The organism is Pseudomonas sp. HS6 (assembly GCF_023375815.1).
GTDB lineage: Bacteria > Pseudomonadota > Gammaproteobacteria > Pseudomonadales > Pseudomonadaceae > Aquipseudomonas.
The window spans coordinates 961,472-987,467 of record NZ_CP067412.1 but is presented as its reverse complement, the minus strand read 5'-3'; the positions used below and the strand labels follow the sequence as shown (position 1 = coordinate 987,467).

At 58.4% G+C, this 25,996-nt stretch carries 29 protein-coding genes and 3 tRNA genes; 18 read left to right on the top strand and 14 right to left on the bottom strand.

From position 1 onward, the window contains the following. Positions 1 to 173 precede the first annotated feature (173 nt). From JJN09_RS04555 to JJN09_RS29715, 6 genes are all read right to left on the bottom strand, one after another. Positions 174 to 503, bottom strand: a complete 330-nt coding sequence (locus JJN09_RS04555) for a phage holin family protein (RefSeq protein WP_249485932.1) — start codon at positions 501 to 503, stop codon at positions 174 to 176. Positions 504 to 1,029: 526 nt separating this feature from the next. After that, positions 1,030 to 1,389: a hypothetical protein gene (locus JJN09_RS04550; protein WP_249485931.1), complete on the bottom strand. Its 360-nt coding sequence runs from the start codon at positions 1,387 to 1,389 to the stop codon at positions 1,030 to 1,032. Next, positions 1,382 to 3,601, bottom strand: a complete 2,220-nt coding sequence (locus JJN09_RS04545; protein ID WP_249485930.1) for a VapE domain-containing protein — start codon at positions 3,599 to 3,601, stop codon at positions 1,382 to 1,384. Before JJN09_RS04545 ends, JJN09_RS04550 begins: the two co-directional genes overlap by 8 nt. After that, positions 3,591 to 3,815, bottom strand: a complete 225-nt coding sequence (locus JJN09_RS04540) for a TraR/DksA family transcriptional regulator (RefSeq protein WP_093099971.1) — start codon at positions 3,813 to 3,815, stop codon at positions 3,591 to 3,593. Before JJN09_RS04540 ends, JJN09_RS04545 begins: the two co-directional genes overlap by 11 nt. After that, a complete protein-coding gene (locus JJN09_RS04535) occupies positions 3,808 to 4,326 on the bottom strand; it encodes a phage regulatory CII family protein (RefSeq protein ID WP_249485929.1) in 519 nt (172 codons plus the stop codon). The genes JJN09_RS04540 and JJN09_RS04535 overlap by 8 nt, the downstream gene beginning before the upstream one ends. Before the next feature lie 319 nt (positions 4,327 to 4,645). Next, positions 4,646 to 4,921: a YdaS family helix-turn-helix protein gene (locus JJN09_RS29715; RefSeq protein ID WP_134827536.1), complete on the bottom strand. Its 276-nt coding sequence runs from the start codon at positions 4,919 to 4,921 to the stop codon at positions 4,646 to 4,648. 80 nt (positions 4,922 to 5,001) lie between these two features. Here JJN09_RS29715 and JJN09_RS04530 point away from each other — a divergent pair, with 80 nt between their 5' ends. The 10 genes from JJN09_RS04530 to JJN09_RS04485 all read left to right on the top strand — a co-directional run bounded on the left by JJN09_RS04530 (position 5,002) and on the right by JJN09_RS04485 (position 9,913). Beyond that, a complete protein-coding gene (locus JJN09_RS04530; protein WP_249485928.1) occupies positions 5,002 to 5,763 on the top strand; it encodes a S24 family peptidase in 762 nt (253 codons plus the stop codon). An 88-nt stretch (positions 5,764 to 5,851) separates the two neighbouring features. Continuing rightward, entirely contained in the window at positions 5,852 to 6,031 is a 180-nt protein-coding gene (locus JJN09_RS04525) for a hypothetical protein (protein ID WP_249485927.1), read from the top strand. Next, complete coding sequence (locus JJN09_RS04520) at positions 6,028 to 6,618, top strand: hypothetical protein (RefSeq protein WP_249485926.1); 591 nt, start codon at positions 6,028 to 6,030, stop codon at positions 6,616 to 6,618. The genes JJN09_RS04525 and JJN09_RS04520 overlap by 4 nt, the downstream gene beginning before the upstream one ends. A 10-nt stretch (positions 6,619 to 6,628) precedes the next feature. Further along, complete coding sequence (locus tag JJN09_RS04515; protein ID WP_249485925.1) at positions 6,629 to 6,910, top strand: phage antirepressor KilAC domain-containing protein; 282 nt, start codon at positions 6,629 to 6,631, stop codon at positions 6,908 to 6,910. Further along, positions 6,897 to 7,076 (top strand): hypothetical protein, encoded by a 180-nt coding sequence (locus JJN09_RS04510; RefSeq protein ID WP_134827541.1) that lies wholly within the window; start codon positions 6,897 to 6,899, stop codon positions 7,074 to 7,076. Before JJN09_RS04515 ends, JJN09_RS04510 begins: the two co-directional genes overlap by 14 nt. Further along, positions 7,069 to 7,449 carry a pyocin activator PrtN family protein gene (locus JJN09_RS04505; protein WP_249485924.1) on the top strand — a complete coding sequence of 127 codons (381 nt, stop codon included), beginning with the start codon at positions 7,069 to 7,071 and terminating at the stop codon, positions 7,447 to 7,449. Before JJN09_RS04510 ends, JJN09_RS04505 begins: the two co-directional genes overlap by 8 nt. Next, positions 7,446 to 7,913 (top strand): hypothetical protein, encoded by a 468-nt coding sequence (locus tag JJN09_RS04500; protein WP_249485923.1) that lies wholly within the window; start codon positions 7,446 to 7,448, stop codon positions 7,911 to 7,913. The genes JJN09_RS04505 and JJN09_RS04500 overlap by 4 nt, the downstream gene beginning before the upstream one ends. Then, positions 7,910 to 8,662, top strand: coding sequence for a DNA cytosine methyltransferase (locus JJN09_RS04495; protein ID WP_249485922.1), 753 nt, complete (start codon positions 7,910 to 7,912; stop codon positions 8,660 to 8,662). The genes JJN09_RS04500 and JJN09_RS04495 overlap by 4 nt, the downstream gene beginning before the upstream one ends. A 12-nt stretch (positions 8,663 to 8,674) precedes the next feature. Next, positions 8,675 to 8,881: a DUF4224 domain-containing protein gene (locus JJN09_RS04490; protein ID WP_025112499.1), complete on the top strand. Its 207-nt coding sequence runs from the start codon at positions 8,675 to 8,677 to the stop codon at positions 8,879 to 8,881. Further along, a complete protein-coding gene (locus JJN09_RS04485) occupies positions 8,882 to 9,913 on the top strand; it encodes a tyrosine recombinase XerC (RefSeq protein ID WP_249485921.1) in 1,032 nt (343 codons plus the stop codon). A gap of 93 nt (positions 9,914 to 10,006) precedes the next feature. Here JJN09_RS04485 and JJN09_RS04480 read toward each other — a convergent pair. The 7 genes from JJN09_RS04480 to JJN09_RS04450 all read right to left on the bottom strand — a co-directional run bounded on the left by JJN09_RS04480 (position 10,007) and on the right by JJN09_RS04450 (position 14,197). Beyond that, a tRNA-Leu gene (locus JJN09_RS04480) sits at positions 10,007 to 10,093 on the bottom strand. Positions 10,094 to 10,287: 194 nt separating this feature from the next. After that, a tRNA-Cys gene (locus JJN09_RS04475) sits at positions 10,288 to 10,361 on the bottom strand. A gap of 47 nt (positions 10,362 to 10,408) precedes the next feature. Then, a tRNA-Gly gene (locus JJN09_RS04470) sits at positions 10,409 to 10,484 on the bottom strand. Between the two features lie 60 nt (positions 10,485 to 10,544). Further along, positions 10,545 to 11,105, bottom strand: a complete 561-nt coding sequence (gene pgsA / locus JJN09_RS04465; RefSeq protein WP_085730785.1) for a CDP-diacylglycerol--glycerol-3-phosphate 3-phosphatidyltransferase — start codon at positions 11,103 to 11,105, stop codon at positions 10,545 to 10,547. A gap of 32 nt (positions 11,106 to 11,137) precedes the next feature. Beyond that, positions 11,138 to 12,961 carry an excinuclease ABC subunit UvrC gene (gene uvrC, locus JJN09_RS04460; RefSeq protein WP_249485920.1) on the bottom strand — a complete coding sequence of 608 codons (1,824 nt, stop codon included), beginning with the start codon at positions 12,959 to 12,961 and terminating at the stop codon, positions 11,138 to 11,140. A gap of 2 nt (positions 12,962 to 12,963) precedes the next feature. Then, entirely contained in the window at positions 12,964 to 13,605 is a 642-nt protein-coding gene (uvrY, locus tag JJN09_RS04455; RefSeq protein ID WP_032829778.1) for a UvrY/SirA/GacA family response regulator transcription factor, read from the bottom strand. Positions 13,606 to 13,732: 127 nt separating this feature from the next. Further along, positions 13,733 to 14,197, bottom strand: a complete 465-nt coding sequence (locus JJN09_RS04450; RefSeq protein ID WP_249485919.1) for an N-acetyltransferase — start codon at positions 14,195 to 14,197, stop codon at positions 13,733 to 13,735. A gap of 652 nt (positions 14,198 to 14,849) precedes the next feature. Here JJN09_RS04450 and JJN09_RS04445 point away from each other — a divergent pair. Continuing rightward, positions 14,850 to 15,926 carry a 3-deoxy-7-phosphoheptulonate synthase gene (locus JJN09_RS04445; protein WP_249485918.1) on the top strand — a complete coding sequence of 359 codons (1,077 nt, stop codon included), beginning with the start codon at positions 14,850 to 14,852 and terminating at the stop codon, positions 15,924 to 15,926. Between the two features lie 47 nt (positions 15,927 to 15,973). Here the strand turns inward: JJN09_RS04445 and JJN09_RS04440 are convergent, their stop codons facing one another. Next, on the bottom strand, positions 15,974 to 17,083 hold the full coding sequence (locus JJN09_RS04440) for a hypothetical protein (protein ID WP_249485917.1): 1,110 nt from the start codon (positions 17,081 to 17,083) through the stop codon (positions 15,974 to 15,976). A 337-nt stretch (positions 17,084 to 17,420) separates the two neighbouring features. Between JJN09_RS04440 and JJN09_RS04435 the strand changes: the two genes are divergently transcribed. The 7 genes from JJN09_RS04435 (at position 17,421) to JJN09_RS04405 (ending at position 25,926) form a co-directional block, all read left to right on the top strand. Then, complete coding sequence (locus JJN09_RS04435; RefSeq protein ID WP_249485916.1) at positions 17,421 to 18,290, top strand: triacylglycerol lipase; 870 nt, start codon at positions 17,421 to 17,423, stop codon at positions 18,288 to 18,290. A gap of 97 nt (positions 18,291 to 18,387) precedes the next feature. After that, the gene (locus tag JJN09_RS04430) at positions 18,388 to 18,669 is read left to right on the top strand and encodes a peptidylprolyl isomerase (RefSeq protein WP_041478733.1); all 282 of its coding nucleotides are present in this window, start codon (positions 18,388 to 18,390) and stop codon (positions 18,667 to 18,669) included. A gap of 135 nt (positions 18,670 to 18,804) precedes the next feature. Further along, positions 18,805 to 20,673, top strand: coding sequence for an extracellular solute-binding protein (locus JJN09_RS04425; protein WP_249485915.1), 1,869 nt, complete (start codon positions 18,805 to 18,807; stop codon positions 20,671 to 20,673). Then, positions 20,673 to 21,734, top strand: a complete 1,062-nt coding sequence (locus JJN09_RS04420; protein ID WP_249485914.1) for a microcin C ABC transporter permease YejB — start codon at positions 20,673 to 20,675, stop codon at positions 21,732 to 21,734. The genes JJN09_RS04425 and JJN09_RS04420 overlap by 1 nt, the downstream gene beginning before the upstream one ends. Beyond that, positions 21,734 to 22,756: an ABC transporter permease gene (locus JJN09_RS04415; protein ID WP_249485913.1), complete on the top strand. Its 1,023-nt coding sequence runs from the start codon at positions 21,734 to 21,736 to the stop codon at positions 22,754 to 22,756. The genes JJN09_RS04420 and JJN09_RS04415 overlap by 1 nt, the downstream gene beginning before the upstream one ends. 13 nt (positions 22,757 to 22,769) lie before the next feature. Then, a complete protein-coding gene (locus JJN09_RS04410) occupies positions 22,770 to 24,344 on the top strand; it encodes an ABC transporter ATP-binding protein (RefSeq protein ID WP_249485912.1) in 1,575 nt (524 codons plus the stop codon). A gap of 166 nt (positions 24,345 to 24,510) precedes the next feature. After that, positions 24,511 to 25,926 (top strand): sigma-54-dependent Fis family transcriptional regulator, encoded by a 1,416-nt coding sequence (locus JJN09_RS04405; RefSeq protein WP_249485911.1) that lies wholly within the window; start codon positions 24,511 to 24,513, stop codon positions 25,924 to 25,926. Positions 25,927 to 25,996: the final 70 nt, after the last annotated feature.

The following is a 25,996-nucleotide window of genomic DNA, read 5'->3' as shown; positions in this document are numbered from 1 at the left end:
GGTTTTCTGCTCGGTCCGGTCGGTCGACTGCCATGCCCTGCCCCATCCCTTGGGAAAGACGGACATCCCTGCGCAGGTTTCAGCTAGAGGGAATCCGCGAGTTCGATAACCCGTGTAGGGAGCGGGCCTTGGGGAGGACCCGTGAAATCTGCGCCCTCCCCGGCATGCCCGGCTCATGCCTTCGGCTCGCCCTCGCTTAGGTCCAGCCGCTTGGCCACCCAGCGTTCGTACAAGCCGATGGCGACATCGGCGCCGGCCATCGCGGTCAGGCAACCCAGGGCGCCCGCTGTCCAGATCGACAAGCCCGCGCCAAACAGCAACATCATCGCTGACACGCCGCAGACGATGCAGGCGCCGGACCGAAGTGCGAGGCGCCGCAACAATGCCCAGCCTCTTGCCCCATCCTTGTCAGCGCGCCACATCTCGCCGGACACGCCGCCGACCAATGACAGGGCAATCACCAACCAGATCGGCATCTCTGCCAGCTGTTGCTCGTTTGTCATTGCCCTGCCCCTTAAACGAAAAGACCCGGCGCTATGGCCGGGTCGGGTGGTGGGTGGCCTGCCGCGCTTTGCGGTCGCACCCATCGAAGATGGCCCCTTTTTACAGCTCGATTCTGCTGGCAGCAAGACCGATTTAATGCCATCCGGTGAATGTGTGGCTTACGTCTGGTGAACGGCTGGCGAATGTCGGTGAATATCTATCCCGGCTGTCTTTTGCTTTTCTGGCGTCCCATACGTCCCACTTCTCTAAAACAAGGTGGGACGTCTGAAAGCCCCGCAGATGGGGGCGTTGCCCCACCGTCCTACTTTTCTTTCTCTTTTCTCGTGTATAGAGAGAAATTTAAAAAGCACGCGTGCGCGTGAACGCGCGTACCTGTGCCCGCTACGCATACACGGGTGAGAGGCAAAAAAGGTGGGACGGTGGGACAGCCCAACAACGACGGGGCCTGCGCCCGTCCCATTGCTGCAAAAGCAGTAGGACGGACGCAGGCCGGTGGGACGGCGTAAGCCAGAGGGATGCCCAAGATCAAGCCGCTTCCCCCAGGAGGAAGTGCTCGACCACGATGTGGGCGTCATGCAAGCGTTGGTAGTAGACGTTGCGTGTGTAACCACTGCGCGTCAGACGTGCCGCCAAGGGCGCGTCAGGCTGGAAGTAATGTACCTGCACCACCGTCATCAGCTCAGGATCGAGGCGCTTTTTGACGATGCGCTCGATGTCCAGGGAGGCTTCCAGTGGCACCCTGCTCCCGCGCCTGCCGCGCACGAGCTGGCCACCGCTCTCCATCATCATCGCGACCATGTTGCCGCCCGAGTAACCGGCGGCCACCTCTTCGCTGTGCAGCTCCTGCGCCCATTGTTTGAGGGCCATATCGATTGCCTTAATCATCGAAGCATGGCTCCTCGAACTCGTCCCGTTGCAGCGCAGATGCCCTGCCCCAGTGCTCGGGTTTCTTGTACGCCCATGGCCGCTGACCGCTCTTGTTCAACGCCCCCAGACGGAAGCGTCGCCAGCCGAGCCGGTGCAGGATTGCGCCGACGCGCATTTGCTCGGGCTTGCCCCAATGCCCTGGGTCGAGCTTGAGTGCTTGACTCATCACTTCACTGCCGGTGGTGGTCTCACCGATTTGCGACTCTTCGAGCCAGGTCAGGATCGGTGTTTCCCATTCATCCACCACAAAGCGTTCGTCCTGCTCTTCGCTGAACATCGGCGCTTCCTCTCGCGTTACCCACCAGAGGTCGCCGGCCTCGAAGCAGAACACCGCTTCGGCCCACAGCTGGTCGCGGATCTCACGCAGCAACGGGACGTCGACCTTGGTACAGGCCACCGGCCAATAACGGCGGTTGCCGGTGGCGTCCTTGAGGTATTCGTCCTGGTTGGTGGTGCCGACGAAGACACACTGGCGTGGCACGTCCAGTGTTCTACGGCCATAGCTTTCGCGGTAGGTGTCGGTGGACGCGGAGAAGAACTGTTTGGCTTTGGTGCTCTCGGCCTTATTGAAGCTGTCCAGTTCGCCAAGCTCGACAATCCACTTGCCGCGAATCGCCTGGAAGCCGTCCTTGTCGCCGAGGGCAAACGGCGTGTCCATGAACCACTCACCGCCAAGCACGCTCATGGCGGTCGACTTACCGGCGCCTTGTACACCTTCGAGGATCATCACCGAGTCAGCCTTGCAACCGGGCTTCATCACCCGCGCCACGGCCGAGATCAGCCAGCGCTTGCCGACCTTGGAGGTGTAGTCGGTTTCCTTCACCCCCATCACATCAGTCAGCCAACGCTCCAGGCGCGGCACGCGATCCCACTCGAGTTTTTTCAGGTACTCGCGCACCGGGTGAAACGCGTGGTCATGAGCGACGACGCTGACGGCCTCGATCACGTGCGAAGACTTCACGCGCAGGTTGTACTGCTGCGCGAGCCACTTCATCACGCGCACGTCATCGATGTCGGCCCACTCACCCGTGCCACCGCCATAGGGCGCTGCACGCAGCTTGACGATCTTCGAGCTGAAGGCGCAGTAGCTGATCACCCCGGCCCAGCGTTCGTCGTGAGCGAGGATCAGTTCGACATTCTGCATGTGCGCGATCAGGGCCCCGCTCTCGCTGCGGGCCAGTTGATCTTTCCAGCCACCGGCCGCCGGCGGACGCACCACGGCCAGCACTTGTCGGCGAACCGCATCGAGACCTTCGGCGACGTGCAGGTCGTTGAAGTCGGTCCACTTGTCGTGGCGCTCAACCGAGAAGATCGGCGCAACGACCTGGGCACCGACGATCAAAGCAGCGTTGCTGGCCTTCTCCTCACCCGGGTTCCACGCATCACCGTTGGGCTTGGTGGTTTTCCAGTCGTCATCGCGGCAGATGATCAGCGGGCAGCCGGCAAAGCGCTCGCGCATGACCTTGCACACGGCCAACAGGTTGCCCGCATCGAAGGCAACGGCCACCGCGAGCGACGTCGCCATGTGCAGGCTCGCGCCGGTGGCGTAACCCTCACAAACCAGCACCGGTTCGCCCGGTACCGGATGCGGACCGAGCAGGTGAAAGGTGCCCTCCTTCGCCATGCCGTAAGGCCAGTAGGATTTGTCGCGGCCGGTGTCTTCCTGTTTGTTCGGGAAGATCACCTGCAGGCCCATGATCTGATCACGGGCGTTCTTCATTGGGACCAACACGGCGCCGGTGCGTGGCGCGTATCGCACGTTGATGCCGACGATCTGTTTGCGGTCCAGGTAATCGCAACGTCCAGTGGTCGGCATGCGCTCGAACAATCCTTGCGCTCTTTTCGCGGCCCGCCGCGCAGCGTTATTCGCGATTTCGGCGGCGCGGCGCTTGGCTTCTTCCTGACGGGCGCGCATCACTTCGCGTTCTTCCGGCGACATGCGGCCGGCCTTAACCTTGATCTTCTGCGTCTCGCCCGAACGCCAGTCACCGAAAGCGCCGAAGATCAGCGTGTCACCCTTCTCCGTGCGCTGCTCGTGGACCACGTACCAGCCGTTCTTTTCCTTGCCCTTGTCCTGCGATGTCTTGCAGCGGGTCAACTTGCTGAACACCAGCGGTTGCGCCGGCTCCAGACCGTAATCGGCGAATTGCCCCAGTACCTCATCGAGCATGCTGAATCCCCCGCTCAGAGAGGGATTGGCAGCTGATGCACTGCGAGCAACCCGGCTGGGCCAAGCGGCGTGCTTCCGGGATCGGATCGTCACAGGCTTCGCAGAACAGCAAGGAATGAGCAGTGCTTTCGGCCTTGGCAGCGCTGCGCGCGGCCATGGCCTGATCGATGCGTTCCTGCACCAGATCATTGGCGAAATCGGCGATGTCAGCCACGCTCAGCACCTCGCGTCGTCTGGTTGACATAGGTGGCGCGGTTGAACAACCCGAGCAGCCCTTGAATGCCCCGGAACACCTGCAGACGAATCGCGGCCAGTTCCTGATCAGTCACCACACCGTCACCGATGCTCTTGGCCCAGGTCTCAGCCAGATCGGCGACCTGGCGAAAGTATTCGGCGATGCCGGTGGTGAGGGTCTCGGGCATGTCGTTGGTGTAGGTGTCGGCCAGCTCCTGCCAGACCGTGTCACCGACCAGCGCATGCACCGCATCGAGAATGCGGCGATCCTTGGTCAGCTCGAGGATCTCGCCGAATTCCTGAATGTTGATGGAGTGGCTCGGATGGGTTGGCGACAACTTGTGCTGCAGCGTGGTCGGGTTACGACCGGTCGTGGCAGCGATGGCAGCAGCACCGCCCGGGTAATCGCGAGCGGCGTGGTACAGCGCTAAATCGAGCGGCAGGATTTCCCGCTGCGCCCGTTCCAGAGAACTGAGAGCGATTCGGCTCATGGCATTAATCCTAAAAGTTGCCAGTGCCGCGCGACAGGGAGTGGTGATACATTTGTCGCGTGGCTTGGTATGGCCCAAACGCCGGGAACCCTTGCAGGGGATGACCGGCACCGTGCCGGGGCGAACAATCCGTTGTTCACCCCTGGCGCAACAGCTGCCAGCTCTGTGGTAAGAACGGCAGCAACACCAAGGCTTCCGAGCCTTGGGAGCGCGATGAAGGTCGGCGGCATGTGGTGTGCTCGCCTTCTGACATCGCGACCCGATAGCATTGTGGTGATGCTGTCGGGAGAAAACAGGCGACCTTTGGGTCGCCTTTTTTCTAGTTTTTTTGGCTGTTGATGGAGTTGATCGGAGCGGGAAAGACTTCTGGTAGATCCGGCCTTAGCTCATGTGCGGATAACGCTCCTCGACAAGCTTTTACAATCAACGGCACTTGCTTAACGGGGACACCTCGGCGCATCCAGTTGAACAGTCGCTGAGGACTAACTCCGATAATTCGAGCGAAAGCCGTAGGAGAGCCAGCAGTGCAACCTATCGCTTTCTCAAGAGCGGAAACGGGTACAGGCCCCACTTGGGGTGAATTGAACGAGCTCATAGATTTACCTCGACACACCAAACACGAAACAAACAATACGTTTGTTATCGGAATACTGCAAGCGGGGTAACATACTGTTTATGAAAACACGGCTGATATCCAACAACGCTGAGCGCTTTGTGAAAGCGCTGGAGCTGACCAACACAGGTGGTACAGAGCTGGCTCGCGTACTCGGGTTAGAGAACGACCAAAATATTACGAACTGGAAAAAACGAGGGGTACCGGCCAATAAAATAAGCGCAGTAGCACTTGCGCTCGGGCTGAGGAGAGAGTGGCTCGAATACGGTGATCTGCCGATGTTTACGGATGATGCCGAGATCGTTTACGGGGTCACGGATGATGGAGAGCCCTATGAAATGACCTCCATTGTTCCATGGAACTCTGATCACTCAATTGAAAAAGATGATCTGGTGTTCTTCCTCACAGACCAGAGCGGAGCGCCCATAGAATCGAGCCAGGTTGACATACATAGCGCTCACAAACGTCATGTCACGCTTGACGTAGCAACTCTTAAAGAATGCGGAGTCAACGCGAATAATGCTGTGTTCATGCTGAACGTTGGGAATAGTAATCAACCCCTTCTTCCTCATGGCGCAGTGCTCGGCATTGACAAAGCTTTTACACGAATTGTCGATAGTGAATTGTATGCACTAACGCACAACGGCTCCTTGAGGGTGAGGTTCTTACAGCGGTTATCCAGCGGAGCAATCAGGCAAAAATGCTTCAATCGTGAAGAGTATCCCGACAAAGAATACTCAATGGATCAGGTTCTCGAACAACGGATTGTCATCCTCGGACGCGTGTTTTGGTGGTCAGTAAGCAGACCTTTAGGTTCAGCCTAACCTCAAGAAACCAAACAAACCGTGTTGACCAAGAAGCAAACATATTGTTTACTCGCCTCACTCTTTACCACAGAGCGAGGCAATACCTATGCGCACCACCGCCACCTTGCATGTTCATCCGACATGCGTAAGCAATCGCAACCTGATCGAACAGCTGCAGCTCGCCACGGGCTGTCTGGTCGTCATTCATAACAGCAAACCCAAGCTTGTTGCCAAGTCCTGCCAGCCCCCTCCTATCGATCCGAACGGTGGAGGGCACGCGGCATGATCAAGTACAAGATCGACAACCGCACCCTGCAGTTGCTCAACGCCCAGGTCAACCTGACCGAGACCTTCAACCACATCCTGCGCACAGCACCGAAGCGTGATTGCTTGGCGTTTCGCCTCAAGGCTGAGCGCGGCACAGTGGAAAGCACTTTTGTCGTGGAGCTGGGCAGCGAACGCCACACGCTGACCCTGCAAAACGACAAGAAGATGCACCTCAAACTCGCCGACTTCATCGAAGAGATTGCCAACGGTCCGTTCGACGCGAGCAACTCCAGTGACCTCGTGCATCGCCCGCATGCCGATCGTCAATACGGCCGCTTTGAAGTCTTGGACAAGCAGCGCGTATTCGAACTGGTGCACACCGGCGGTGTGCTGAGTCTCGACATGGGTTTCGAGCTTCCCCTGCATGTGGCGCTGCATCGCACCCATTCACGCCGGGGCGTCACCGCCATCTTGAGCATCGGCAACAAGAGCCCGCATACGCGCTGCTTCACCCTGTACGACCCCGATGCCGAGATCTACGCAAAGCTCATTGAGTCCATCAACCACCTTGCTGCAGCGGCCACTCCTGCTGCGCATGCTGCTTGAGGAACCGTTTATGGAACGCACCCTCGCCCAAGCGGCCGCTCAACTCGGCCTCACTCGCCCCAAACTGATCGCTCTCATGCGGGAAAAAGGTTTGCTCAAGGGAAACCTGCCGGCGAACCCGAAGCGAGACAAAGCGTACCTGCGGGTCAAGGACAGTCCTTGGTATGACGAGAAACACGGAATGCAGTACAGCCAGTCGACTCGGGTGAAGCAGGCCGGTATCCGTTGGCTGGCCGAGCAGTTGGACATCAATCTTCCTGCCATCCCGGCAGTTCGCCGTGACGTGGCCTAGGGAGTACGCCCGCCAGATCATTGCCATGCGCACACGCGAGGAGCGCAACGCCGCGCTCCTCGAAGTGCCCGAGCATCTGCGCGAGCTGACCAGACGTCACTGCCTGAACGCCTGGAACCACCCGGCACGACAACAACGCAAGGAGGCTCGACAAGGCCATGAGTAACGCTGCACAGAATCCGCTTCGCCTGCATCCGGCGCCCGAATCGGCCACCGTCGAACTGCTCTATCGAATCTTCGGTGACGTCCTGATCCCGCTGGAAAAAGTCCGCGAGCAGTACTTTCGCAACCTCAACGAGCAGTCGTTCGTGACGGAGATCAACAGCGGCCGGATCCAGCTTCCGATCACCACGCTGGACACCAGCCGCAAGGCGCTGAAGTACGCGCACATCCGCCACGTCGCCTCGCTGATCGACATCCGCGCCTACAAAGCGGATGAAGACATGCAGCGACAGCAGGACGGCCAACGCCCTGTTGCCCCCACACCACTGACGGCCGTCACCACCGGCCAACGACAATCCCAGGAGCACACCACATGATGACCCCAATACAAATCGGTGCACTCGTCACCCTGATAGTTCTGGCCACCCTTCTGCTCTGGGGCGGTTACATCATGGGCCGCAGCGATGGCCTGGAGACAGGCCTGCGCGAGGGTGAAGACATCCAGCGCGCCGCAAGCGCCAAAACCATCCGCGAGCTCCAGGCCTCCCTGCAGTTCATCCGGGCCGATCACAAGCGCCTGACACACACCTGCAAACGATTTGAAGCAGATCCACTCTTCGGCCCGGCCGAGCACCAGACGCTGGTCGATATCGGCGAGCTGCTGCGGATCGCCGTTGAGACCTTCAGCGCCTTTCGTACCGGCAAGAAGCTTGAGCGTGATGCCCGGTCCCTGCGCGATCAGGTGCTTGCGATGGCTGCGCAGTTGCAACCAGAAATTGAGGGCAACAAAGTCGGACAACCACCCTCCAGCGCCGCGCAAGTCACTGTGGAGGCTGCGTGAATGAGTTGGCTCTTTTCGCAGGCGCTGGTGGCGGAATACTCGGCGGACACCTCCTCGGCTGGCGCACCGTCTGCGCCGTTGAGCGTGATGCCTACGCCGCACAGATTCTGGCGCAACGACAAACCGATGGACTGCTCCCGCCTTTCCCGATTTGGTCTGACGTGTGCAGTTTTGACGGACGCCCCTGGCGAGGCCTTGTTGACGTGGTTTCGGGAGGATTTCCTTGTCAGGACATCTCGGTTGCAGGCGCCGGCCTGGGTATCGCCGGCGCCCGCTCCGGACTATGGCGGCAGATGGCACGAATTACCGATGAGGTACGACCGCGCTACGTCGAACTGGAGAACTCACCATTGCTTGTGGGACGAGGACTTGCCTTGGTGCTCGGTGACCTTGCCGAAATGGGGTATGACGCGCGATGGGGTGTTATCGGAGCGGCTGACCTCGGCGCCCCTCATCAGCGGGACCGGATCTGGCTCATCGCAGAAGACACCCGCCAGACGATGGCCAACACCAGTGGCGAGCATGGCAAAGGGATCCTCCCCTGCCGCACTGACTCGCCGATCCGGGGCCGACCGCTCGAACGATCGCCTGGATCACGCCGTGATGGCAATGGATGGTGGTCATCTGAACCCGGAATGGGCCGAGTGGCTGATGGGGTGGCCCATCGGGTGGACCGACTTAAGGCCATTGGCAACGGACAGGTTCCAGTCGTGGCAGCAAGCGCATTCGAAGCGCTCTGTATTTCCTAGCAAGGAGGCAGCATGAACATTCAATTTCTTAGCCATGAGCAGGTCTGCGAGTTGACCGGAGCTAAAACTAAAGCCGGTCAGATTACGGTACTGAAGCGCAATGGCATTCGTCATACCATCAAGCGCAATGGCTGGCCTTGCGTGATTGCGTCCGCGCTGACAGGAGCAACCACCAACGCGACAGAAACTCCAACGTGGCAGCCACGCCTGGTGGGATAAATGGGACGAAGACCAACGAAGCCGGGGAGCATTCCTCGGCTGCGCGAGAGAAAACGCGGCAACACCACCTATTATCTTTATGACACTGGCGGGAAACCACGCAAGGAAATCCCGCTAGGTACAGATTACGGCCTAGCCATACTAGAGTACGCGAAACTCGAAAAAAGCCGTGTGTCTCAAGCTCTGACACAAACCGTACTTACCTTTGCTTACGTAGCCGGGCTTTATATGGATGAGGTGGTTCCCACAAAAGCCCACGCCACCCAAAAGGACAACGCGCGCGAACTGAAAAACCTTCTTCTGTTCTTCAACGACCCGCCCGCGCCTCTAGAAGCTATCGAACCAAAACATGTCAGCCAGTACCTTCGCCATCGTGGCAAGACAGCACCTATTCCCGCGAATCGGGAGAAGGCATTACTCAGCTCCATCTGGAACTTTGCTCGCGAGAATGGCTATACATCCTTGGCTAACCCTTGCTCAGGCGTGAAAGGCAATAAAGAAACCGGTCGCGATATATATGTTGAAGACGACGTACTTGCCAGAGCCTACCAGCATGCCGATCAGCCATTGAGAGACGCTTTGGATCTGTTCTACCTAACAGGTCAGAGGGTCGCAGACACATTGAAGATGGATGAGCGAGACATAAAAGACGGGAAGCTCTCCGTTCAGCAAGGCAAGACTGGGGCTAAACGAAGGATCGAGATCATTGGTGAGCTCAAAGTCGTAATCGATCGAATCATGACACGAAAGGCCGGACACAAAATCAGGTCAACACGCCTAGTAGTAATCGACTCGGGGCAGCCAATGACGACCAGCATGCTCAGAAAACGATTTGATGACGCCAGGGAAGCAGCCGGAATTCCAAAAGCAGAATTTCAGATGCGCGACCTAAGAGCAAAAGCGGCGACGGATAAGGAGGAGTCAACAGGGAGCATCCGAGAAGCTCGGGACCAGCTAGGACATACAACCGTCGGGATGACAGAACAGTACATCCGAATGCGGAAGGGGATGAAGGTTACCCCTACGAAGTGACTGACGGTCACGAATTGCGGAAAAGATTTTTTGATTGCGGAAAAAAGAACTAAGGGCTTGCATGAGGTATGTCATGCAAGCCCTTGATATTCATGGTGCCCGAAGCCGGAATCGAACCGGCACGCCCTTACGAGCGGGGGATTTTAAGTCCCATGCGTCTACCAGTTTCGCCATTCGGGCGGTAGCGCGGTACTGCGTTGCCCTGATGCCGGTTCACAATCCTGACAGATTGCTCCCCGTACAGCAGAGGGGGAAATATATACATCACTCCCCCATGAAGCAAGTTGGCAAAGGCCGTTTTAAAGACTAAATCTTTCAGCACAATGCAATAAAAAAAGCTCCGTAAATCATGGATCTACGGAGCTTGTTTATAGTGGAGGCCGAGGTCGGAATCGAACCGGCGTAGGCGGATTTGCAATCCGCTGCATAACCATTTTGCTACTCGGCCTCAAAAACATTTGCTGTCAGTAGCGCGACAACAAACGCTGTAAAACTTGGAGCGGGAAACGAGACTCGAACTCGCGACCCCGACCTTGGCAAGGTCGTGCTCTACCAACTGAGCTATTCCCGCTTGGTGTGGCGCATTCTATAGAAATCAGAAGCGCCGTCAACCCTTTGATTCAAAAAAGTTTTATTTCTTTTCAACATCGGTCTTCAGATGTGGCCAGGCAGCCCGGAGGTATTGAACCATCGACCACAAGGTCAGGCCCGCCGACACCATCAGCAACGTATAACCGATGAAAACCCAGAAGCTGAAAACCTTGGGGTTGGCCAAGAGGATCACCAATGCAAGCATTTGCGCAGCGGTTTTCCACTTGCCCAGGTTCGATACGGCCACATGAGCCCGCGCACCGAGTTCGGCCATCCACTCACGCAACGCCGAAACGACGATCTCGCGACCAATGATGACAGCCGCAGGTAGAGTCAGCCAAAGATTGCCATGTTCTTGCACCAGCAACACCAGTGCGACGGCAACCATCAGCTTGTCTGCGACAGGGTCCAGAAACGCACCGAACGGAGTGCTTTGCTCCAGGCGTCGCGCCAGATAACCATCCAGCCAGTCCGTTGCTGCCGCGAAGGCAAAGACCGAACTTGAGGCCAGATAGCTCCACTGGTAAGGCAGATAGAACAGCAGAATGAAGATCGGGATGAGCAGGACACGGAGAACGGTAATCAGATTAGGGATATTCATCGGCACAACTGGCTACGAGGTGAATGGGCATTCTACTCACTATGCAGGTTTGCATAAATCGACTCTGCTAGCTTTTTGCTGATCCCCGGCGCTTTGGCGATCTCTTCGATGCTTGCACGAGACAGCTCCTGCAATCCACCAAAATGTTTCAACAAGTCCCTGCGACGGGTCGGCCCCACGCCCGCCACGCCTTCCAGCGTTGACGTACGACGGGTTTTGCCACGGCGCGCACGGTGTCCAGTGATCGCAAAGCGGTGAGCTTCGTCACGAATCTGTTGGATCAGATGCAACGCCGGAGAGTCGCCACGCAGCGTGAATTCGTGTGCAGCATCATTCAGATACAAAGTCTCGAAGCCCGCCTTGCGCGTTGCACCTTTCGCTACACCGAGCAGAATCAGATCCGGTACGGCCAATTCGTTGAGCACATCACGCGCCATCGACAACTGACCTTTACCGCCGTCCACCAACAGAATGTCCGGCAGCTTACCCTCCCCATCTTTGAGCTTGCTGAAGCGCCGGGTCAACGCCTGATGCATGGCCGCATAATCATCACCCGCCGTCACACCTTCGATGTTGTATCGACGGTAATCCGATTTGATCGGTCCTTCCGGCCCAAACACGACACAGGACGCTACGGTCGCCTCGCCGCTGGAATGGCTGATGTCGTAGCACTCCAGGCGCTGCGGCGGCTCGTCCAGCTTCAGCACCTCAGCCAACGCCTCGAAACGCGCGGCGACATGCTGACGATTTGCCAGCCTTGCACCCAGCGCCTGCTCGGCGTTAGTCACAGCCAATTGCTGCCAGCGCGCCCTCGTACCGCGAACCCGATGACTGATGGACAGTTCGCGACCGCGTAGTTCCTGGATCGCTTCGATCAACGTGGGGAAGTCATCATGAACCACGTTGACGATCAGTTCGCTTGGTAAATCACGCTCAGGGCTGCTGATGAAATACTGGCCAAGAAACGCCGCCATGACTTCCGCAACGTCTTCCTCGATCCCGACCTGCGGGAAGAAGTTCTTGCTACCCAGAACCCGCCCTCCCCGCACGCTGATCAAATGCACACAGGCACCGCCAGGGTTGACGAAGGCAGCGATCACATCGATGTCACCAGTCCCGCCTTCCATGCTCTGCTGATCCTGGACCCGACGCAGCAATGCAATCTGGTCGCGCAACTCGGCAGCGCGCTCGAACTCGAGATTGATTGCAGCTTCTTCCATCGCAGTGGACAGTTCGTTGGTCAACGCATGGCTGCGCCCCTCGAGGAACATCACCGAGTGTCGCACGTCTTCGGCGTAGACCTCAGGCTCGACCAGCCCGACGCAGGGGGCCTTGCAGCGTTTGATCTGGTACTGCAGGCACGGACGCGTACGGTTCTTGTAGTAGCTGTCTTCGCACTGACGTACGAAGAATGTCTTTTGCAGAAGACTGAGACTTTCGCGGATTGCCCCGGCGCTCGGGTAAGGCCCGAAGTACTTGCCCTTGGCCTTCTTGGCTCCACGATGAATGCTCAGACGAGGGAATTGTCCGTCAGACAGAAACACATACGGATAAGACTTATCGTCGCGCAACAGGATGTTGTACGGCGGCCGCCACTCCTTGATCAGCGTTTGCTCAAGCAGCAGGGCTTCTGTTTCGTTGGCGGTAATGGTCGTTTCGACCTGGGCAATTCGCCCAACCAAAGCCGCGGTTTTCGGTGCTAGCCCGGTCTTTCGAAAATAACTGGCCAGGCGCTTCTTCAGGTTCTTGGCCTTGCCGACATACAACAGACGCGCATCGCTGTCGAACATGCGGTAAACGCCAGGGCGCCCGCTGACCGTCGACAGGAAGGCGCCGGAATCGAATGTTTCAGTCATGGTCAGAGGCTGGCATCAACCATGCCGTGACGAACTGCCAGAAGCGTCAGCTCGACATCACTGCTGATCGAAAGCTTCTCGAAAATGCGGTAACGGTAGGTATTTACGGTTTTTGGCGACAGGCACAATTTGTCGGAAATGATCTGCACCTTCTGGCATCCGACAATCATCAAGGCAATCTGGATTTCACGCTCGGACAAGGCATCGAACGGAGAATCATTGGTTGGCTGGAAAGACTTGATCGCCAATTGTTGAGCAATCTGCGGACTGATGTAGCGCTGACCGGCAAACACCAGGCGGATGGCTTGGACCATTTCCGGTAATCCGGCGCCTTTGGTCAGGTAACCCGCCGCACCAGCCTGCAACAAACGTGTAGGAAACGGATCCTCTTCGCACACAGTGACCGCAACCACCTTGATGTCCGGATGGCTGCGCAGCAGTTTGCGCGTGGCTTCCAGGCCGCCGATGCCAGGCATCTTGACGTCCATCAGCACCACATCAGGCTTCAGCTCACGGGCCTTGATAAGGGATTCTTCCCCGGACTCGGCCTGGCCAACCACTTGCAAGCCATCAATATCGGCCAACATTCGTGTAATGCCTGTACGAACGAGATCATGGTCATCGACCACTAGTACCCTAATCAAGCAGACACCTCGCGATATGGTCTTATTGGGATGCCGGACACCTTAGCAAAAAGTGCCAGACAGACCTAGCGGCAACCAACATATAAAAAGTTTCAAATCATCATTCAGAGCTTGCCGGCCGTGCGTTTCAGAGCACACGTGTACTGAAATCGAACTGCATCCGCAGGAAACACTCATCTTCGCCCTGCACAACCATTCCCTTTCTGCGGTACAGGTTTTGCGCCGGATTATTCTTGAACACTGTGAGGCGTAATGCCGGACGACGTTCCAGTTGCGCCATTGCAATGGCCTGATCGATCGCCCAGGAACCTGCACCCTTACCCTGAAATCCCTCGCAGACCTGTAACTCGCGAATGTACAACGCGCGGGCATCACGACTGAGGCTGAAATAGCCCACAGACCTGCCCTCGCATTCAATCATCCAGTTTTCGCGTCCGGCCCAGGCGATATCGAAAGCTTCGTCCTGCCACAGCAGATCGTAGCTGATGTAAAAGCGGAGCATGTTCTGACAGGTAATTTCTCGCGTAAACGACAGGTCATCGGGCATCGCCGGTCGCAAATGAAACCTTGTTTGCACATCCCCCTCCTTCATGCCTTGCCCTCCCCTGATGCCGGCCTCGACGCGACTCAACCGTGAACTGCCGAAAACGGCAGAGTGTGTCATAGCTTGCCGAAGGCTCAACCGATAGAGCACGTCTTATACCTTCGATAGCATTTTCTGATTGCTGACGCGCATCGGGCTCTAGTAAGCTCGGCGCATTCATCGGAGACACATCATGTTCAACGCCCTTGCACAGCTTCTTGCCACCAGCGCTCAGCGCTCGGCTGCGGCTGCGGCTGCGCGCGTGAAGGACATTTGCGCTCCAGCCAGCTTTTATTTTGGGTATTGGTTTAGCCACTGGCGCGCCTGATACCCACACGGCGCCCATACAGACGGGTCGCCTACCAGAGAATTCTCAACCCCCGGTCGGCCTCCCGACCGGGGGTTTTGTTTTTCAGGCCCTGAACTTTCAGCGACACAACAGACATTTGAGGAATCACGACATGAACTACGCCACTTATTACCGTTACGACAGCTTTACTGCCTGGCGATTTAGCAGCCTCCGCTCGGGACAGCCTGCCGCCTCCGATCGGTCACCCACAGGTGGCAAGCCAACGCATGTAGCCAATACGGCCAACTGTCGAACACCCCAATAGGGCCGAGTCGGCGGGAAAGACCCGCGACCAGCCCAGGAAGACCCAATATGAACTCGTCCGTTTCTGCTCTGCCACTGTCCACCCTGAACCCGGCCAACGAAGCATTGTCCCTGCGTCTGCCCAGTTCACTGCAACTCAAGCTGCAATTGCCCCTGAGCAATGCCTTGAACCAGCAGATTGCCAATCACCGCCAGGCCATCCGCGCCATTCTCAACGGCGAAGACCACCGCTTGCTGGTAGTCGTTGGCCCTTGCTCCATTCACGATCCCGAATCAGCGCTCGAATACGCCGAAAAACTTGCCCGACTGGCCAATGACGTCAGCCAGGAAATGTTGCTCGTGATGCGCGCCTACGTCGAAAAACCCCGCACCACCGTCGGGTGGAAGGGTCTCGCGTACGATCCCCGCCTGGACGGCAGCGATGACATGGCCGCCGGCCTGACGCTGTCACGCGAACTGATGCTGGAAATGATCCGCCTCGGCCTTCCTGTTGCCACCGAACTTCTGCAACCCATGGCTGCTGGCTACTTCGACGACCTGCTCAGTTGGGTTGCCATCGGTGCGCGAACAACCGAATCACAGATTCATCGCGAGATGGCCAGCGGACTGAGCATGCCGGTCGGCTTCAAGAACGGCACCGATGGCGGCGTATCCATTGCCGTCGACGCAATGCGCTCAGCGGCTCACCCACATCGCCATTTCGGCGTAGACAGCCAGGGTCATCCGGCAATCATTCCGACTTCGGGCAACCCGGATACACACCTGGTCCTGCGCGGCGGCCATCAAGGGCCGAACTACGATCGCGCCAGCGTGTCCCGAATCCATACCGAACTGAGCCGCTTGAAGATTCCGAGCCGGATCATGGTCGATTGCAGTCACGCCAACAGCGGTAAGGATCCTCTGCGTCAGCCGGAAGTATTCAACGATGTACTGGAACAACGCCTGCAAGGCGATCGCTCACTGGTCGGCATGATGATCGAGTCGCACCTGTTCGAAGGATGCCAGCCCCTGAGCGAGTCGTTGCGTTACGGCATTTCCGTGACCGATGGCTGCCTGGGCTTCAGCGCCACGGAACACCTGCTGCTCAATGCAGCTGACCGCCTTCGGATAAAATCCCGGCTCTGATTACAAAAACAGCCTTCCGTTGCGGGTACGCACGGAAGGCTTTTTGATCATTCCTGTACGTTTAGCAAAACCCCATCGGAAACCTGGCTGACATCATCCAGTCGTTCGACTGAATAAGACACACGCACGACCGTATTGATGTGCTCTCGCCAGAATCGATGAGGAACGATAAAGACGAGCGGCTCAATTTCCATCTCATTGCTGATTTCCCGATCATCACGATGAAAGAAGAACTCTCCATCGCACTTGAGATAAACCAGCTCTCCAACCTCCAACTGCGCATTGCTGATCACCACACTGACGCCGTCTATGGTGTCGTTGACGTCGAGCACTCCGTCTTGCGCCTCCAGCACTTGTGGTACGGCCAGTTCGCCCCGCACCAGCGGAGCAATGCTGATCCGCGTAATCCCTGACTCGCGAATCGCACCACTTTTCTGCTCTATGCAGTATTGAACCACCACCTCTCCACCCAGGTGCGGGCCGATGAATTGTGGGTCGACGCCAAATACCAGCGGTGTTCCAACAGCAAAGGATTCGACGATCAGGCAGTCCCGAAAGGAAGCGTGCTCTACGGAACCTTGCCAGATCAACTCCACTCGATCTCCCACTGTCATTCCGGCGTAAGGCAGCAGGGTCACCGTGGTTCCATCGATGACGCGTGCAGGTTCAAGACTTCCCCCGACAGCGTCATCGATGGTAGCCGGCAGCAAACTGTATCGAACATCCCCGACATCCAGTCGCGCCCGAGCGGAGGTCACTGGCACCCGCCTTGTAACGCTGCTCAATGTCCAGAAGACTTCCAGCGAACCTCCATCCAGTGCAGCGATGTGAGGATTTCTGACGACGAATACAATTTCCTTTCCCAACTGAGCTTCGCTGACGAATCGAAGGCTTTCGTTTCGGTACGGCACACCCTCGATATCAAGACCGTGCCAGCTCAATACCACCCTGTCGCCGCAAGCCATATCGGGATAAGGCGCAATCCGCACGATGACCTTGTTCCGCGAGGGATCAAGAACCGCATCCTCCACAGCGTCGAGGGCGACAGCGGGCAGTGAGTCAACCGGCTGATGGCTGCAAGAGCACCCGGGTGACTCGATCATTGCTGCGACCAAAACGTTGCCCTGCGTAGTTTCCTGCACGTTCTGCGTATTCATTCGTAGCTCCATTCCCTGGAAATACCCTGCAGCTGGCTTGCTGCGTCGAAGAGCCTCTATTCAAGCCGCTTCCTCAAAAACTTAATGTCGTCCGTTCACTCCGTAGAACGCGGGCAAGCGCATCACAGGAAGTAGGCAACGGCTGGGAAAATACCGAGGGCAAAGCAGGAGATGTCCAGATATTCCGATCCGGATTTCAAACATCAAGGAAGTTTCCTGCACGCACTGATCCAGTTTCCGGCGCTGAATCGGGACTCGTCATACATCGTGAGCTCAACGACTGTTTTAGAGTGGCACCGTGCAAATATCGATGAACTTCTGCGATCAAGGATGAAAAATGCAACGAAATGCCACAACTCTTTATCCCATCCTGTTGGTGCACGGCCTGTTCGGATTCGAGCGAATCGGCCCTTTCGAGCTGTTCCACGACGTCAAACAGGCGCTGAAGGCCGTCGGCGTACAGGTGTTCGTGCCTCATCTTTCAGCCATTCATGACAATGAAGTCCGGGGCAAACAATTGCTCGGGCAGATTGATTCTGTGCTCAGAGGCACAGGCGCGAGCAAAGTCAACCTGATCGGTCATAGTCAGGGCGCATTGGCGGCTCGCTATGCCGCAGCGGTTGCCCCACAACGGGTTGCTTCCGTGACTTCGGTCAGTGGACCGAACCACGGCTCGGAGCTCGCAGATTTCTTGCGCAAGGCACTGATTCCCGGAAGATTGCCGGAGAGCGTCGCGCAGAATGTGGCCACGCTGTTCTCCGACTTTCTATGCCTGCTCGGTGGAACCACGGCCCTTCCGAAAAATGCATTGGCCGCGTTGAATGCACTGACGACTGTAGGGGTCGGTGATTTCAATGACAAATATCCGCAAGCACTGCCAGAGAGCTGGGGCGCGCAGGGAGCCGAACGGGTCAATGGCGTCCGCTATTATTCCTGGAGTGGCGTTGTACCGGAAATGAATCTGCAAACACTCGACCCGGTTCAGGGCATCTGCCGGGCACTGTCCCAGTATTTCATTACCGAGCCCGGCCAGAACGACGGTTTCGTCGGCCGCTACAGCTCTCATCTGGGCACAGTGATCCGTTCCGACTACCCATTTGATCACTTGCGCAGCTTGCGTCGGGCCTCCACTGAACCTGCCGGCGCAGCCGATTCGATCCAGTTGTACGTCGAACACGCCTTGCGCCTGCAGGCAGCTAATCTCTGAGAGCCGGCATCAGATAGCCGAACGGAACTTTGCCGAGAAATCGGCCACTGAATCCGGTAGGCTCCACCCTTTACTGATTTGATTGGAGATTTTTCCCATGGCTAAAGCCACTGCCCGCCACATCCTGGTTTCCAGCGAAGACAAGTGCAACGAACTCAAGGCCCAGATCGAAGCCGGCGCCGATTTCGCTGAAGTCGCCAAAGCCAACTCCACCTGCCCTTCCAGCCGTCAGGGCGGTGATCTGGGCTCGTTCGGCCCTGGCCAGATGGTCAAGGAATTCGATACCGTAGTCTTTAGCGCCCCGATCAATGTCGTCCAGGGCCCGGTCAAAACTCAGTTCGGTTATCACCTGCTGGAAGTCACCAGCCGTCAGGACTGATCCTTCGTCCGCTGCGCTGTGTAACGGCCCGCCAGATGGCGGGCCGTTGTGTTTTGGTAACACTGCACGGCTGGCGAACAGCGCTGCGCTCGCGTACAAATTGCGCTTATCGATCACCCGGCTTTAAGGCTGACAATGCGACTGGCTTTCTCCACCTTGATGTTCACTGCCGTGGCTTTGCTGATGGGCGCTGCAGGTGTGAACGCTGCACCGCAGCATGCATTGACCGTTTACGGCGAACCGGCGAAGTACACGGCCAATTTCAGTCACTTCGACTACACCAACCCGCAGGCCCCCAAGGGGGGCACGATGCGCCGTTCGGCGATCGAAATCGGGCACTTCGACCATGTCCTGCCCTATATCGACAAAGGCATCGGTGTCACCCAGATCGACGGCCTGCTGTATTCCCCTCTGGCTCAGCGCTCGATGGACGAACCGTACACCGTCTACGGGCTGGTGGCACAGAAGATGGAACGGTCCGAAGACGGTCTGTCCCTACGCTTCTTCATCAATCCCAAGGCACGTTTCGCCGACGGCAAACCCATCACCGCCGAAGACGTGCGCTACACCTACGATTTGCTGATGACCCAGGGCAGCCTGCGCTATCGCACCCAGTTCGCCGACGTCAAAGGCGTCGAAGTCGAAGCGCCGCTCACCGTGCGCTTCGATTTCAAGAGCAATGAAAACCGCACCCTGCCGCTGGACATCGCGACCCTGCCGGTGTTTCCCGAGCATTGGTGGAAGACCCGGGATTTCGCCGGCGGTGGCGGTTATGAACCTCCACTGGGCAGCGGCCCGTACCGAGTCGGAAAAGTCGACTCCGGGCGCAGCATCACCTTCGAGCGCAATGGCGATTGGTGGGGCAAGGACTTGCCGGTCAGCCGCGGGCTCTACAATTTCGATCATTTCAGCATCGAGTACTTCGGCGATACCGATGTCGCCCGCCAGGTGTTGCGCGGCGGCGCCTACGACTACAACCGCGAATTTTCCGCTACCGGCTATTCGATCGGCTACGACAGCCCGGCCCTGAGCGACGGACGCCTGCAGAAGGCTCACCTGGCAACCGAGGCGCCGCAATCGGCCCAGGGCTTCGTGTTCAACCTGCAAAATCCGATGTTTCAGGACCGCCGCGTGCGCCAGGCCCTGGCGATGCTCTGGGACTTCGAATGGAGCAACCGGCAGATGATGCGCAACATGTACATCCGCCAGCAGAGTTACTTTTCCAACAGCGCCCTCGCGGCCAGTGAACTGCCGGACGCCGCCGAACTGAAGATCCTTGAACCGCTGCGCGGGCAAATCCCCGACGAGGTATTCACGAAGGTCTTCGAAGCGCCGAAAACCGACGGCAGCGGCCTGATCCGTGACAAGCAGCTTCAGGCACTGGAACTACTGGAACAGGCGGGCTGGAAACCGGACGGCGATCAATTGGTCAACGCACAGGGCGAGCCGCTGAGCTTCACCTTCCTGGTCAGCCAGAACGGCATGGACCGCTTGCTGCTGCCCTACAAGCGCACGCTGAAACAGATCGGCATCAACCTCGACATCCGCCGCATCGACTCCTCGCAGTACGTCAACCGGCTGATGAGCCGCGACTACGACATGATTGTCACCGGTTACCCGGTCACCACCTCGCCCGGTGGGGAACTGCTTAACTACTTCGGGTCCGCTTCGGCCAACGATCCCGGCGCCAACAACTATATGGTGTTGAAAAATCCGGCGGTCGACACCTTGATCAACGGTCTGATCCGCGCCTCGACCCAGCCAGATATGCTGCATTACGCCCACGCGCTGGACCGGGTGCTGCAATGGAACTACTACTGGATTCCCAACTATTACCCGCCCGGCACCTCCACCGTTTGGTGGAACCGCTTCGGCATCCCGAACGTGCAGGCAAGCAATGACGAAGCGATCGAGAGCTGGTGGGAAATCAGCAGCACGCCGCTGACCAACCAGCAGATGACGGCCGAGAAGATCAGCCGTGGCAGACCCGGAGGGCCACACTGATGTGGGCTTATATACTGCGGCGCCTGCTGCTGATCATCCCGACGCTGGTGATCATTCTGCTGGTCAACTTCGTGATCATCCAGGCCGCCCCGGGCGGTCCGGTGGAACAGGCCATCGCTCATTTGCAAGGCATCGGCGGCGCCAATGTCGGTGGCGGCGCTAGCGAGACCATGAGCAGCACCTCCCGCGCCAGCCGCGGCCTCGACCCGCAGCTGATCAAGGACATCGAGAAACAATACGGTTTCGATAAACCGGCCCATGAACGTCTGTGGCTGATGCTCAAGAACTACGCGCAGCTGGATTTCGGCAAGAGCTTCTTCCGCGGCGCCACGGTCACCGACCTGATCCTGCAGAAGATGCCGGTGACCATTTCCCTCGGGCTGTGGGCCACGCTGATCACCTATCTGGTGTCGATCCCGCTGGGCATCCGCAAAGCCGTGCATCACGGCAGTCATTTCGATATCTGGAGCAGTACGGCGATCATCATCGGTTACGCGATGCCGGCGTTTCTGTTCGCGATGTTCCTGATCGTGGTGTTTGCCGGCGGCACTTCGCTCAATTGGTTTCCCGTGCGCGGACTTGTCTCGGACAACTTCGAATCGCTGTCGACGCTGGGCAAGATTGCCGACTACTTCTGGCACCTTGTTCTGCCGGTCACTGCACTGGTGATTGGTGGCTTCGCGACCCTGACCATCCTCACCAAGAACTCGTTCCTCAATGAAATCACCCGCCAGTACGTGGTCACCGCTCGCGCCAAAGGCCTGAGCGAACGCCGGGTGTTGTATGGCCATGTGTTTCGCAACGCGATGTTGCTGGTGGTGTCGGGCATTCCCCAGGCGTTCATCAGCGTGTTCTTCGCCGGCTCGCTGCTGATCGAGGTGATTTTCTCCCTCGATGGTCTAGGACGCATGAGCTACGAAGCGGCGGTCTCCCGCGACTACCCGGTGGTGTTCGGCTCGCTGTTCATCTTCACCCTGTTCGGCCTCCTGATAAAACTGATCGGCGACCTGTGCTACACGCTGGTCGATCCGCGCATCGACTTCGCCGCGAGGAACGCCTGATGTTCAAGTTCTCGCCTCTGGGCCGTCGCCGTTTCGAACGTTTCAAGAAAAACCGCCGGGGCTGGTGGTCGTTGTGGCTGTTCATTGGTCTGTTCGTGATCAGCCTCGGTGGCGAGCTGATCGCCAACGACAAACCACTGGTCGTCAGCTATCAGGGCCAGTGGTACTTCCCGGTGTTCAAGCGCCACACCGAACAGGAATTCGGCGGCCAACTGCCCTTTCAGGCCGATTACCGCAGCGACTATGTCCAGAACCTGATTCGCAAGGACGGTGGCTGGCTGCTGTTTCCGCCGATCCCGTTCAGTGACGACACACCGAACTACGACCTCAACAAACCGGCGCCGAGCCCACCGACTTCGGTCAACTGGCTGGGCACCGACGATCAGGCGCGGGACGTGCTCGCACGGGTGATTTTCGGTGCGCGGGTATCGATCCTGTTCGCGCTGATGCTGACTTTCGTCAGCGCCTTGATCGGCATCGCGGCCGGCGCCCTGCAAGGCTACTACGGGGGCTGGATCGACTTGCTCGGTCAGCGTCTGCTCGAAGTCTGGTCGGGGTTGCCGGTGCTGTACCTGCTGATCATTCTTTCGGGGTTTGTCGAGCCGAACTTCTGGTGGCTACTGGGAATCATGGCGCTGTTTTCCTGGCTGGCACTGGTGGATGTGGTGCGGGCCGAATTCCTGCGCGGGCGTAACCTCGAATACGTCAAGGCGGCGCGGGCGCTGGGCCTGACCGACCGCAAGGTGATCTTCCGGCACATCCTGCCCAATGCGATGAATGCCACGTTGAGCTACCTGCCGTTCATTCTGACCGGGGCGATTTCCACCCTGACTGCGCTGGACTTCCTGGGTTTCGGCATGCCCGCCGGCAGTGCCTCGCTGGGCGAGTTGATCGGCCAGGGCAAACAAAACCTGCAAGCCCCGTGGCTGGGATTGACGGCGTTTTTCACCCTCGCGTTGATTCTGTCCTTGCTGGTATTCATCGGCGAAGCATTGCGCGATGCCTTTGACCCGCGCTCATGAACGGACCCTTGAAATGACTGACAACCTGATCGAAATCCGTAGCCTCAGCGTCGCCTTCCATGGCCAGGCCGTGGTGCGCAACCTGTGCCTGGACATTCGCCCCGGCGAGTGCCTGGCGCTGGTCGGCGAGTCGGGCTCGGGCAAATCGGTGACGGCCCACTCGATCCTGCAACTGCTCCCCGACAGCGAAGCCACAACCACCGGCAGTATTCGATATCGCGGCCAGGAACTGGTCGGCGCCGATCCCAAGACCTTGCGTGAACTGCGGGGCAACCGCATCGCCATGATCTTCCAGGAGCCGATGACCTCGCTCAATCCGCTGCACACCATTGAAAAGCAGATTGGTGAGACCCTACTGCTCCACCGTGGCCTGGGCGGCAAAGAGGCGCAGAAACGCATTCTCGAACTGCTCGAACTGGTGGGTATCCAGAAGCCGAAAGAACGGTTGAAGGCTTACCCCCATCAACTGTCCGGCGGCCAGCGCCAGCGAGTCATGATCGCCATGGCCCTGGCCTGCGAACCGGAACTGTTGATCGCCGACGAGCCAACCACGGCCCTCGACGTCACGGTGCAGCGCAAGATCCTGGTGCTGCTCAAATCCCTGCAGCAACGCCTTGGCATGTCGCTGCTGCTGATCAGCCACGATCTGAATCTGGTGCGCAGCATCGCCCAACGGGTGTGCGTGATGAAGGCCGGGGAAATCGTCGAGCAGGCACCGTGCGAGACCTTGTTCACAGAACCAAAACATCCTTATAGCTGCGTGTTGCTCAATGCCGAACCCGAGGGCGAAGCGCTTGCCCGGGACGAGCGGGAGAACGTGCTTGAAGTCGATGACCTGCGGGTGGATTTCGCGGTCGGTGGCGGACTGTTCCAGCGCAAGCAATACCTGCGCGCGGTGGACGGTATCAGCCTGAACATACAGCGCGGCAAGACGCTGGGAATTGTCGGAGAGTCCGGTTCGGGCAAATCGACGCTAGGTCAGGCGATCCTGCGTCTGCTCGATTCCGAAGGCAGTATCCGCTTTCAGGGTCAGTCCCTCGACAGCCTCACTCAGAAGCAAATGCGCCCGTGGCGGCGGCAGATGCAGGTGGTGTTCCAGGACCCGTTCGGCAGCCTCAGCCCGCGCATGTCGGTGGCGCAGATCATCAGCGAAGGGCTGGAGGTGCATTGCCAATCCACCGCCGACGAGTGCGACGACCAGGTGATCCGCGTGCTGAAGGAAGTCGGGCTCGACCCCGAAAGCCGTCATCGCTATCCCCATGAGTTCTCCGGCGGGCAGCGTCAGCGCATTGCCATCGCCCGGGCACTGGTGCTCAAACCGGCGCTGATACTGCTTGATGAGCCGACTTCGGCGCTGGATCGCACCGTGCAGAAACAGGTCGTCGCCCTGCTCCGCCAGCTTCAGGAAAAACATGGCCTGACGTATCTGTTCATCAGCCACGACCTGGCGGTAGTGCGGGCACTGGCCCACGACATGATCGTGATCAAGGACGGCAAAGTGGTCGAACGCGGTGCCAGTCACGAAGTGTTCGATTCGCCGCAGCACCCCTATACCAAAGAGCTGTTGGCCGCGGCGCATCCGGGATAGGCATAATCGGCGCCCGACTGTGAACCGCGTCACGGCTATCGCTGGCAAGCCAGCTCCCACAGGTTTCTCGGGTGTACGCAGCATTTGTGAACGACCAAAAGCCTTGTGGGAGCTGGCTTGCCAGCGATAAAGCCAGGCCTGGCGACATATATTCAGGATCAGTCAGATGAACACCACCGAAAGCCTCAAGGATTACCAACGGGTTCGTACCCTGGCGATCCGTTCGTTGTTCGAGATCATCGAGCAGTCCAGTGAAGGCACGGTGATTGTCGACCGGGACGCGAACATCGTCTGGATGAACGAGCGCTACGCGCGGCGTTTTGGTCTCGACTCTGCGGCTGGAGCCATCGGCAAACCCTGCGAAAGCGTGATCCCGGGCAGCCTGCTGCGCGAAGTGGTGCGCACCGGGCGACCGATTCTGCTGGACATGCAGGACACGCCGAAAGAACCGCTGGTGGTGATGCGCCTGCCGATCCATGACGACGCCGGATCGGTGATCGGCGCCATCGGCTTCGCCCTGTTCGACGAGTTGCGCAGCCTGTCGCCGATGCTCAAGCGCTACCTGAGCATGCAGGAAGAACTGGCTTCGACCCGATCGCTGCTGCGCGCCAGGCAGACCAAATACAACTTCGCCCACTTCATCGGCACCAGCGCTGCAAGCCTGGAGGTCAAGCGCCGGGCCCGTCGCAGCGCGAGTGCAGAGTCACCGGTTTTGCTTTTGGGGGAGACCGGCAGCGGCAAGGAGTTGCTGGCCCAGGCGATCCACGGCGCTTCGCCTCGGGCGCACAAGGCGTTCGTCAGTATCAACAGCGCGGCGATTCCGGAAGCGTTGCTCGAAGCCGAGTTCTTTGGCACCGCGCCCGGCGCCTTCACCGGTGCCGACCGCAAGGGCCGCACTGGCAAATTGCAGATCGCTCAAGGCGGGACGCTGTTTCTCGATGAGATCGGTGACATGCCGTTGCCATTGCAAAGCAAATTGCTGCGGGTGCTGCAGGAAAAGGAATTCGAACCTGTAGGCTCCAACGACGTGATCCAGAGCGATGTGCGGGTGATTGCCGCGACTTCGACGGATCTGGAGGCGGCGATCAAGCGCGGCGAGTTCCGCGCCGACTTGTACTACCGCCTCAACGTACTGCCGATTCAGGTGCCGCCGCTACGTGAACGGCTGGACGATCTGCCGGCCCTCAGTGAAGCGATTCTTGAGGAGTTGCGCAGTCAGCATGAGTTGAATCGCGAAGCGCTGGAGCTGCTGGGGCAGCACGCTTGGCCGGGGAACATCCGCGAGTTGCGCAATGTGCTGGAACGAGCGGCGTTGCTCAGTGATGACCTGATGCTTACAGCGAACGACATTCGGGCGGCGATCGGTACGTTTGCCCCTGTTGAACGAGCATCGACGCCAGTGCCAGAGCCAACGGGCAACGATACCTTCAGTCAGGCTCGCGAGCGTTTTGACCGGCAATTGATTCAATCCACCCTCACGCAATGCGGGGGCAAGGTGATTGAGGCGGCTGAACGGCTGGGACTGGGGCGGTCGACGCTTTACAAGAAAATGATTGCGCTGGGAATTGCGGAGTCTCAATAGAGAGACAAAATTCTCTAAGCTCGGACAACATCAAAAGCATAACGGACAAGCCCGCTCTCACAAGGGAATG

What these genes read in the sequence shown, in the direction of transcription:
- JJN09_RS04550 (WP_249485931.1), bottom strand. Translation starts at nt 1,389, where the DNA reads ATGATTAAGGCAATCGATATGGCCCTCAAACAATGGGCGCAGGAGCTG.
- JJN09_RS04505 (WP_249485924.1), top strand. Translation starts at nt 7,069, where the DNA reads ATGAGTAACGCTGCACAGAATCCGCTTCGCCTGCATCCGGCGCCCGAA.
- JJN09_RS04485 (WP_249485921.1), top strand. Translation starts at nt 8,882, where the DNA reads ATGGGACGAAGACCAACGAAGCCGGGGAGCATTCCTCGGCTGCGCGAG.
- JJN09_RS04420 (WP_249485914.1), top strand. Translation starts at nt 20,673, where the DNA reads ATGTGGGCTTATATACTGCGGCGCCTGCTGCTGATCATCCCGACGCTG.
- pgsA (WP_085730785.1), bottom strand. Translation starts at nt 11,105, where the DNA reads ATGAATATCCCTAATCTGATTACCGTTCTCCGTGTCCTGCTCATCCCG.
- JJN09_RS29715 (WP_134827536.1), bottom strand. Translation starts at nt 4,921, where the DNA reads ATGAGCTCGTTCAATTCACCCCAAGTGGGGCCTGTACCCGTTTCCGCT.
- JJN09_RS04490 (WP_025112499.1), top strand. Translation starts at nt 8,675, where the DNA reads ATGAACATTCAATTTCTTAGCCATGAGCAGGTCTGCGAGTTGACCGGA.
- JJN09_RS04530 (WP_249485928.1), top strand. Translation starts at nt 5,002, where the DNA reads ATGAAAACACGGCTGATATCCAACAACGCTGAGCGCTTTGTGAAAGCG.
- uvrC (WP_249485920.1), bottom strand. Translation starts at nt 12,961, where the DNA reads ATGACTGAAACATTCGATTCCGGCGCCTTCCTGTCGACGGTCAGCGGG.
- JJN09_RS04555 (WP_249485932.1), bottom strand. Translation starts at nt 503, where the DNA reads ATGACAAACGAGCAACAGCTGGCAGAGATGCCGATCTGGTTGGTGATT.
- JJN09_RS04520 (WP_249485926.1), top strand. Translation starts at nt 6,028, where the DNA reads ATGATCAAGTACAAGATCGACAACCGCACCCTGCAGTTGCTCAACGCC.
- JJN09_RS04450 (WP_249485919.1), bottom strand. Translation starts at nt 14,197, where the DNA reads ATGAAGGAGGGGGATGTGCAAACAAGGTTTCATTTGCGACCGGCGATG.
- JJN09_RS04405 (WP_249485911.1), top strand. Translation starts at nt 24,511, where the DNA reads ATGAACACCACCGAAAGCCTCAAGGATTACCAACGGGTTCGTACCCTG.
- JJN09_RS04545 (WP_249485930.1), bottom strand. Translation starts at nt 3,601, where the DNA reads ATGCTCGATGAGGTACTGGGGCAATTCGCCGATTACGGTCTGGAGCCG.
- JJN09_RS04445 (WP_249485918.1), top strand. Translation starts at nt 14,850, where the DNA reads ATGAACTCGTCCGTTTCTGCTCTGCCACTGTCCACCCTGAACCCGGCC.
- JJN09_RS04535 (WP_249485929.1), bottom strand. Translation starts at nt 4,326, where the DNA reads ATGAGCCGAATCGCTCTCAGTTCTCTGGAACGGGCGCAGCGGGAAATC.
- JJN09_RS04500 (WP_249485923.1), top strand. Translation starts at nt 7,446, where the DNA reads ATGATGACCCCAATACAAATCGGTGCACTCGTCACCCTGATAGTTCTG.
- JJN09_RS04430 (WP_041478733.1), top strand. Translation starts at nt 18,388, where the DNA reads ATGGCTAAAGCCACTGCCCGCCACATCCTGGTTTCCAGCGAAGACAAG.
- JJN09_RS04435 (WP_249485916.1), top strand. Translation starts at nt 17,421, where the DNA reads ATGCAACGAAATGCCACAACTCTTTATCCCATCCTGTTGGTGCACGGC.
- JJN09_RS04425 (WP_249485915.1), top strand. Translation starts at nt 18,805, where the DNA reads ATGCGACTGGCTTTCTCCACCTTGATGTTCACTGCCGTGGCTTTGCTG.
- JJN09_RS04410 (WP_249485912.1), top strand. Translation starts at nt 22,770, where the DNA reads ATGACTGACAACCTGATCGAAATCCGTAGCCTCAGCGTCGCCTTCCAT.
- JJN09_RS04515 (WP_249485925.1), top strand. Translation starts at nt 6,629, where the DNA reads ATGGAACGCACCCTCGCCCAAGCGGCCGCTCAACTCGGCCTCACTCGC.
- JJN09_RS04415 (WP_249485913.1), top strand. Translation starts at nt 21,734, where the DNA reads ATGTTCAAGTTCTCGCCTCTGGGCCGTCGCCGTTTCGAACGTTTCAAG.
- JJN09_RS04440 (WP_249485917.1), bottom strand. Translation starts at nt 17,083, where the DNA reads ATGAATACGCAGAACGTGCAGGAAACTACGCAGGGCAACGTTTTGGTC.
- JJN09_RS04525 (WP_249485927.1), top strand. Translation starts at nt 5,852, where the DNA reads ATGCGCACCACCGCCACCTTGCATGTTCATCCGACATGCGTAAGCAAT.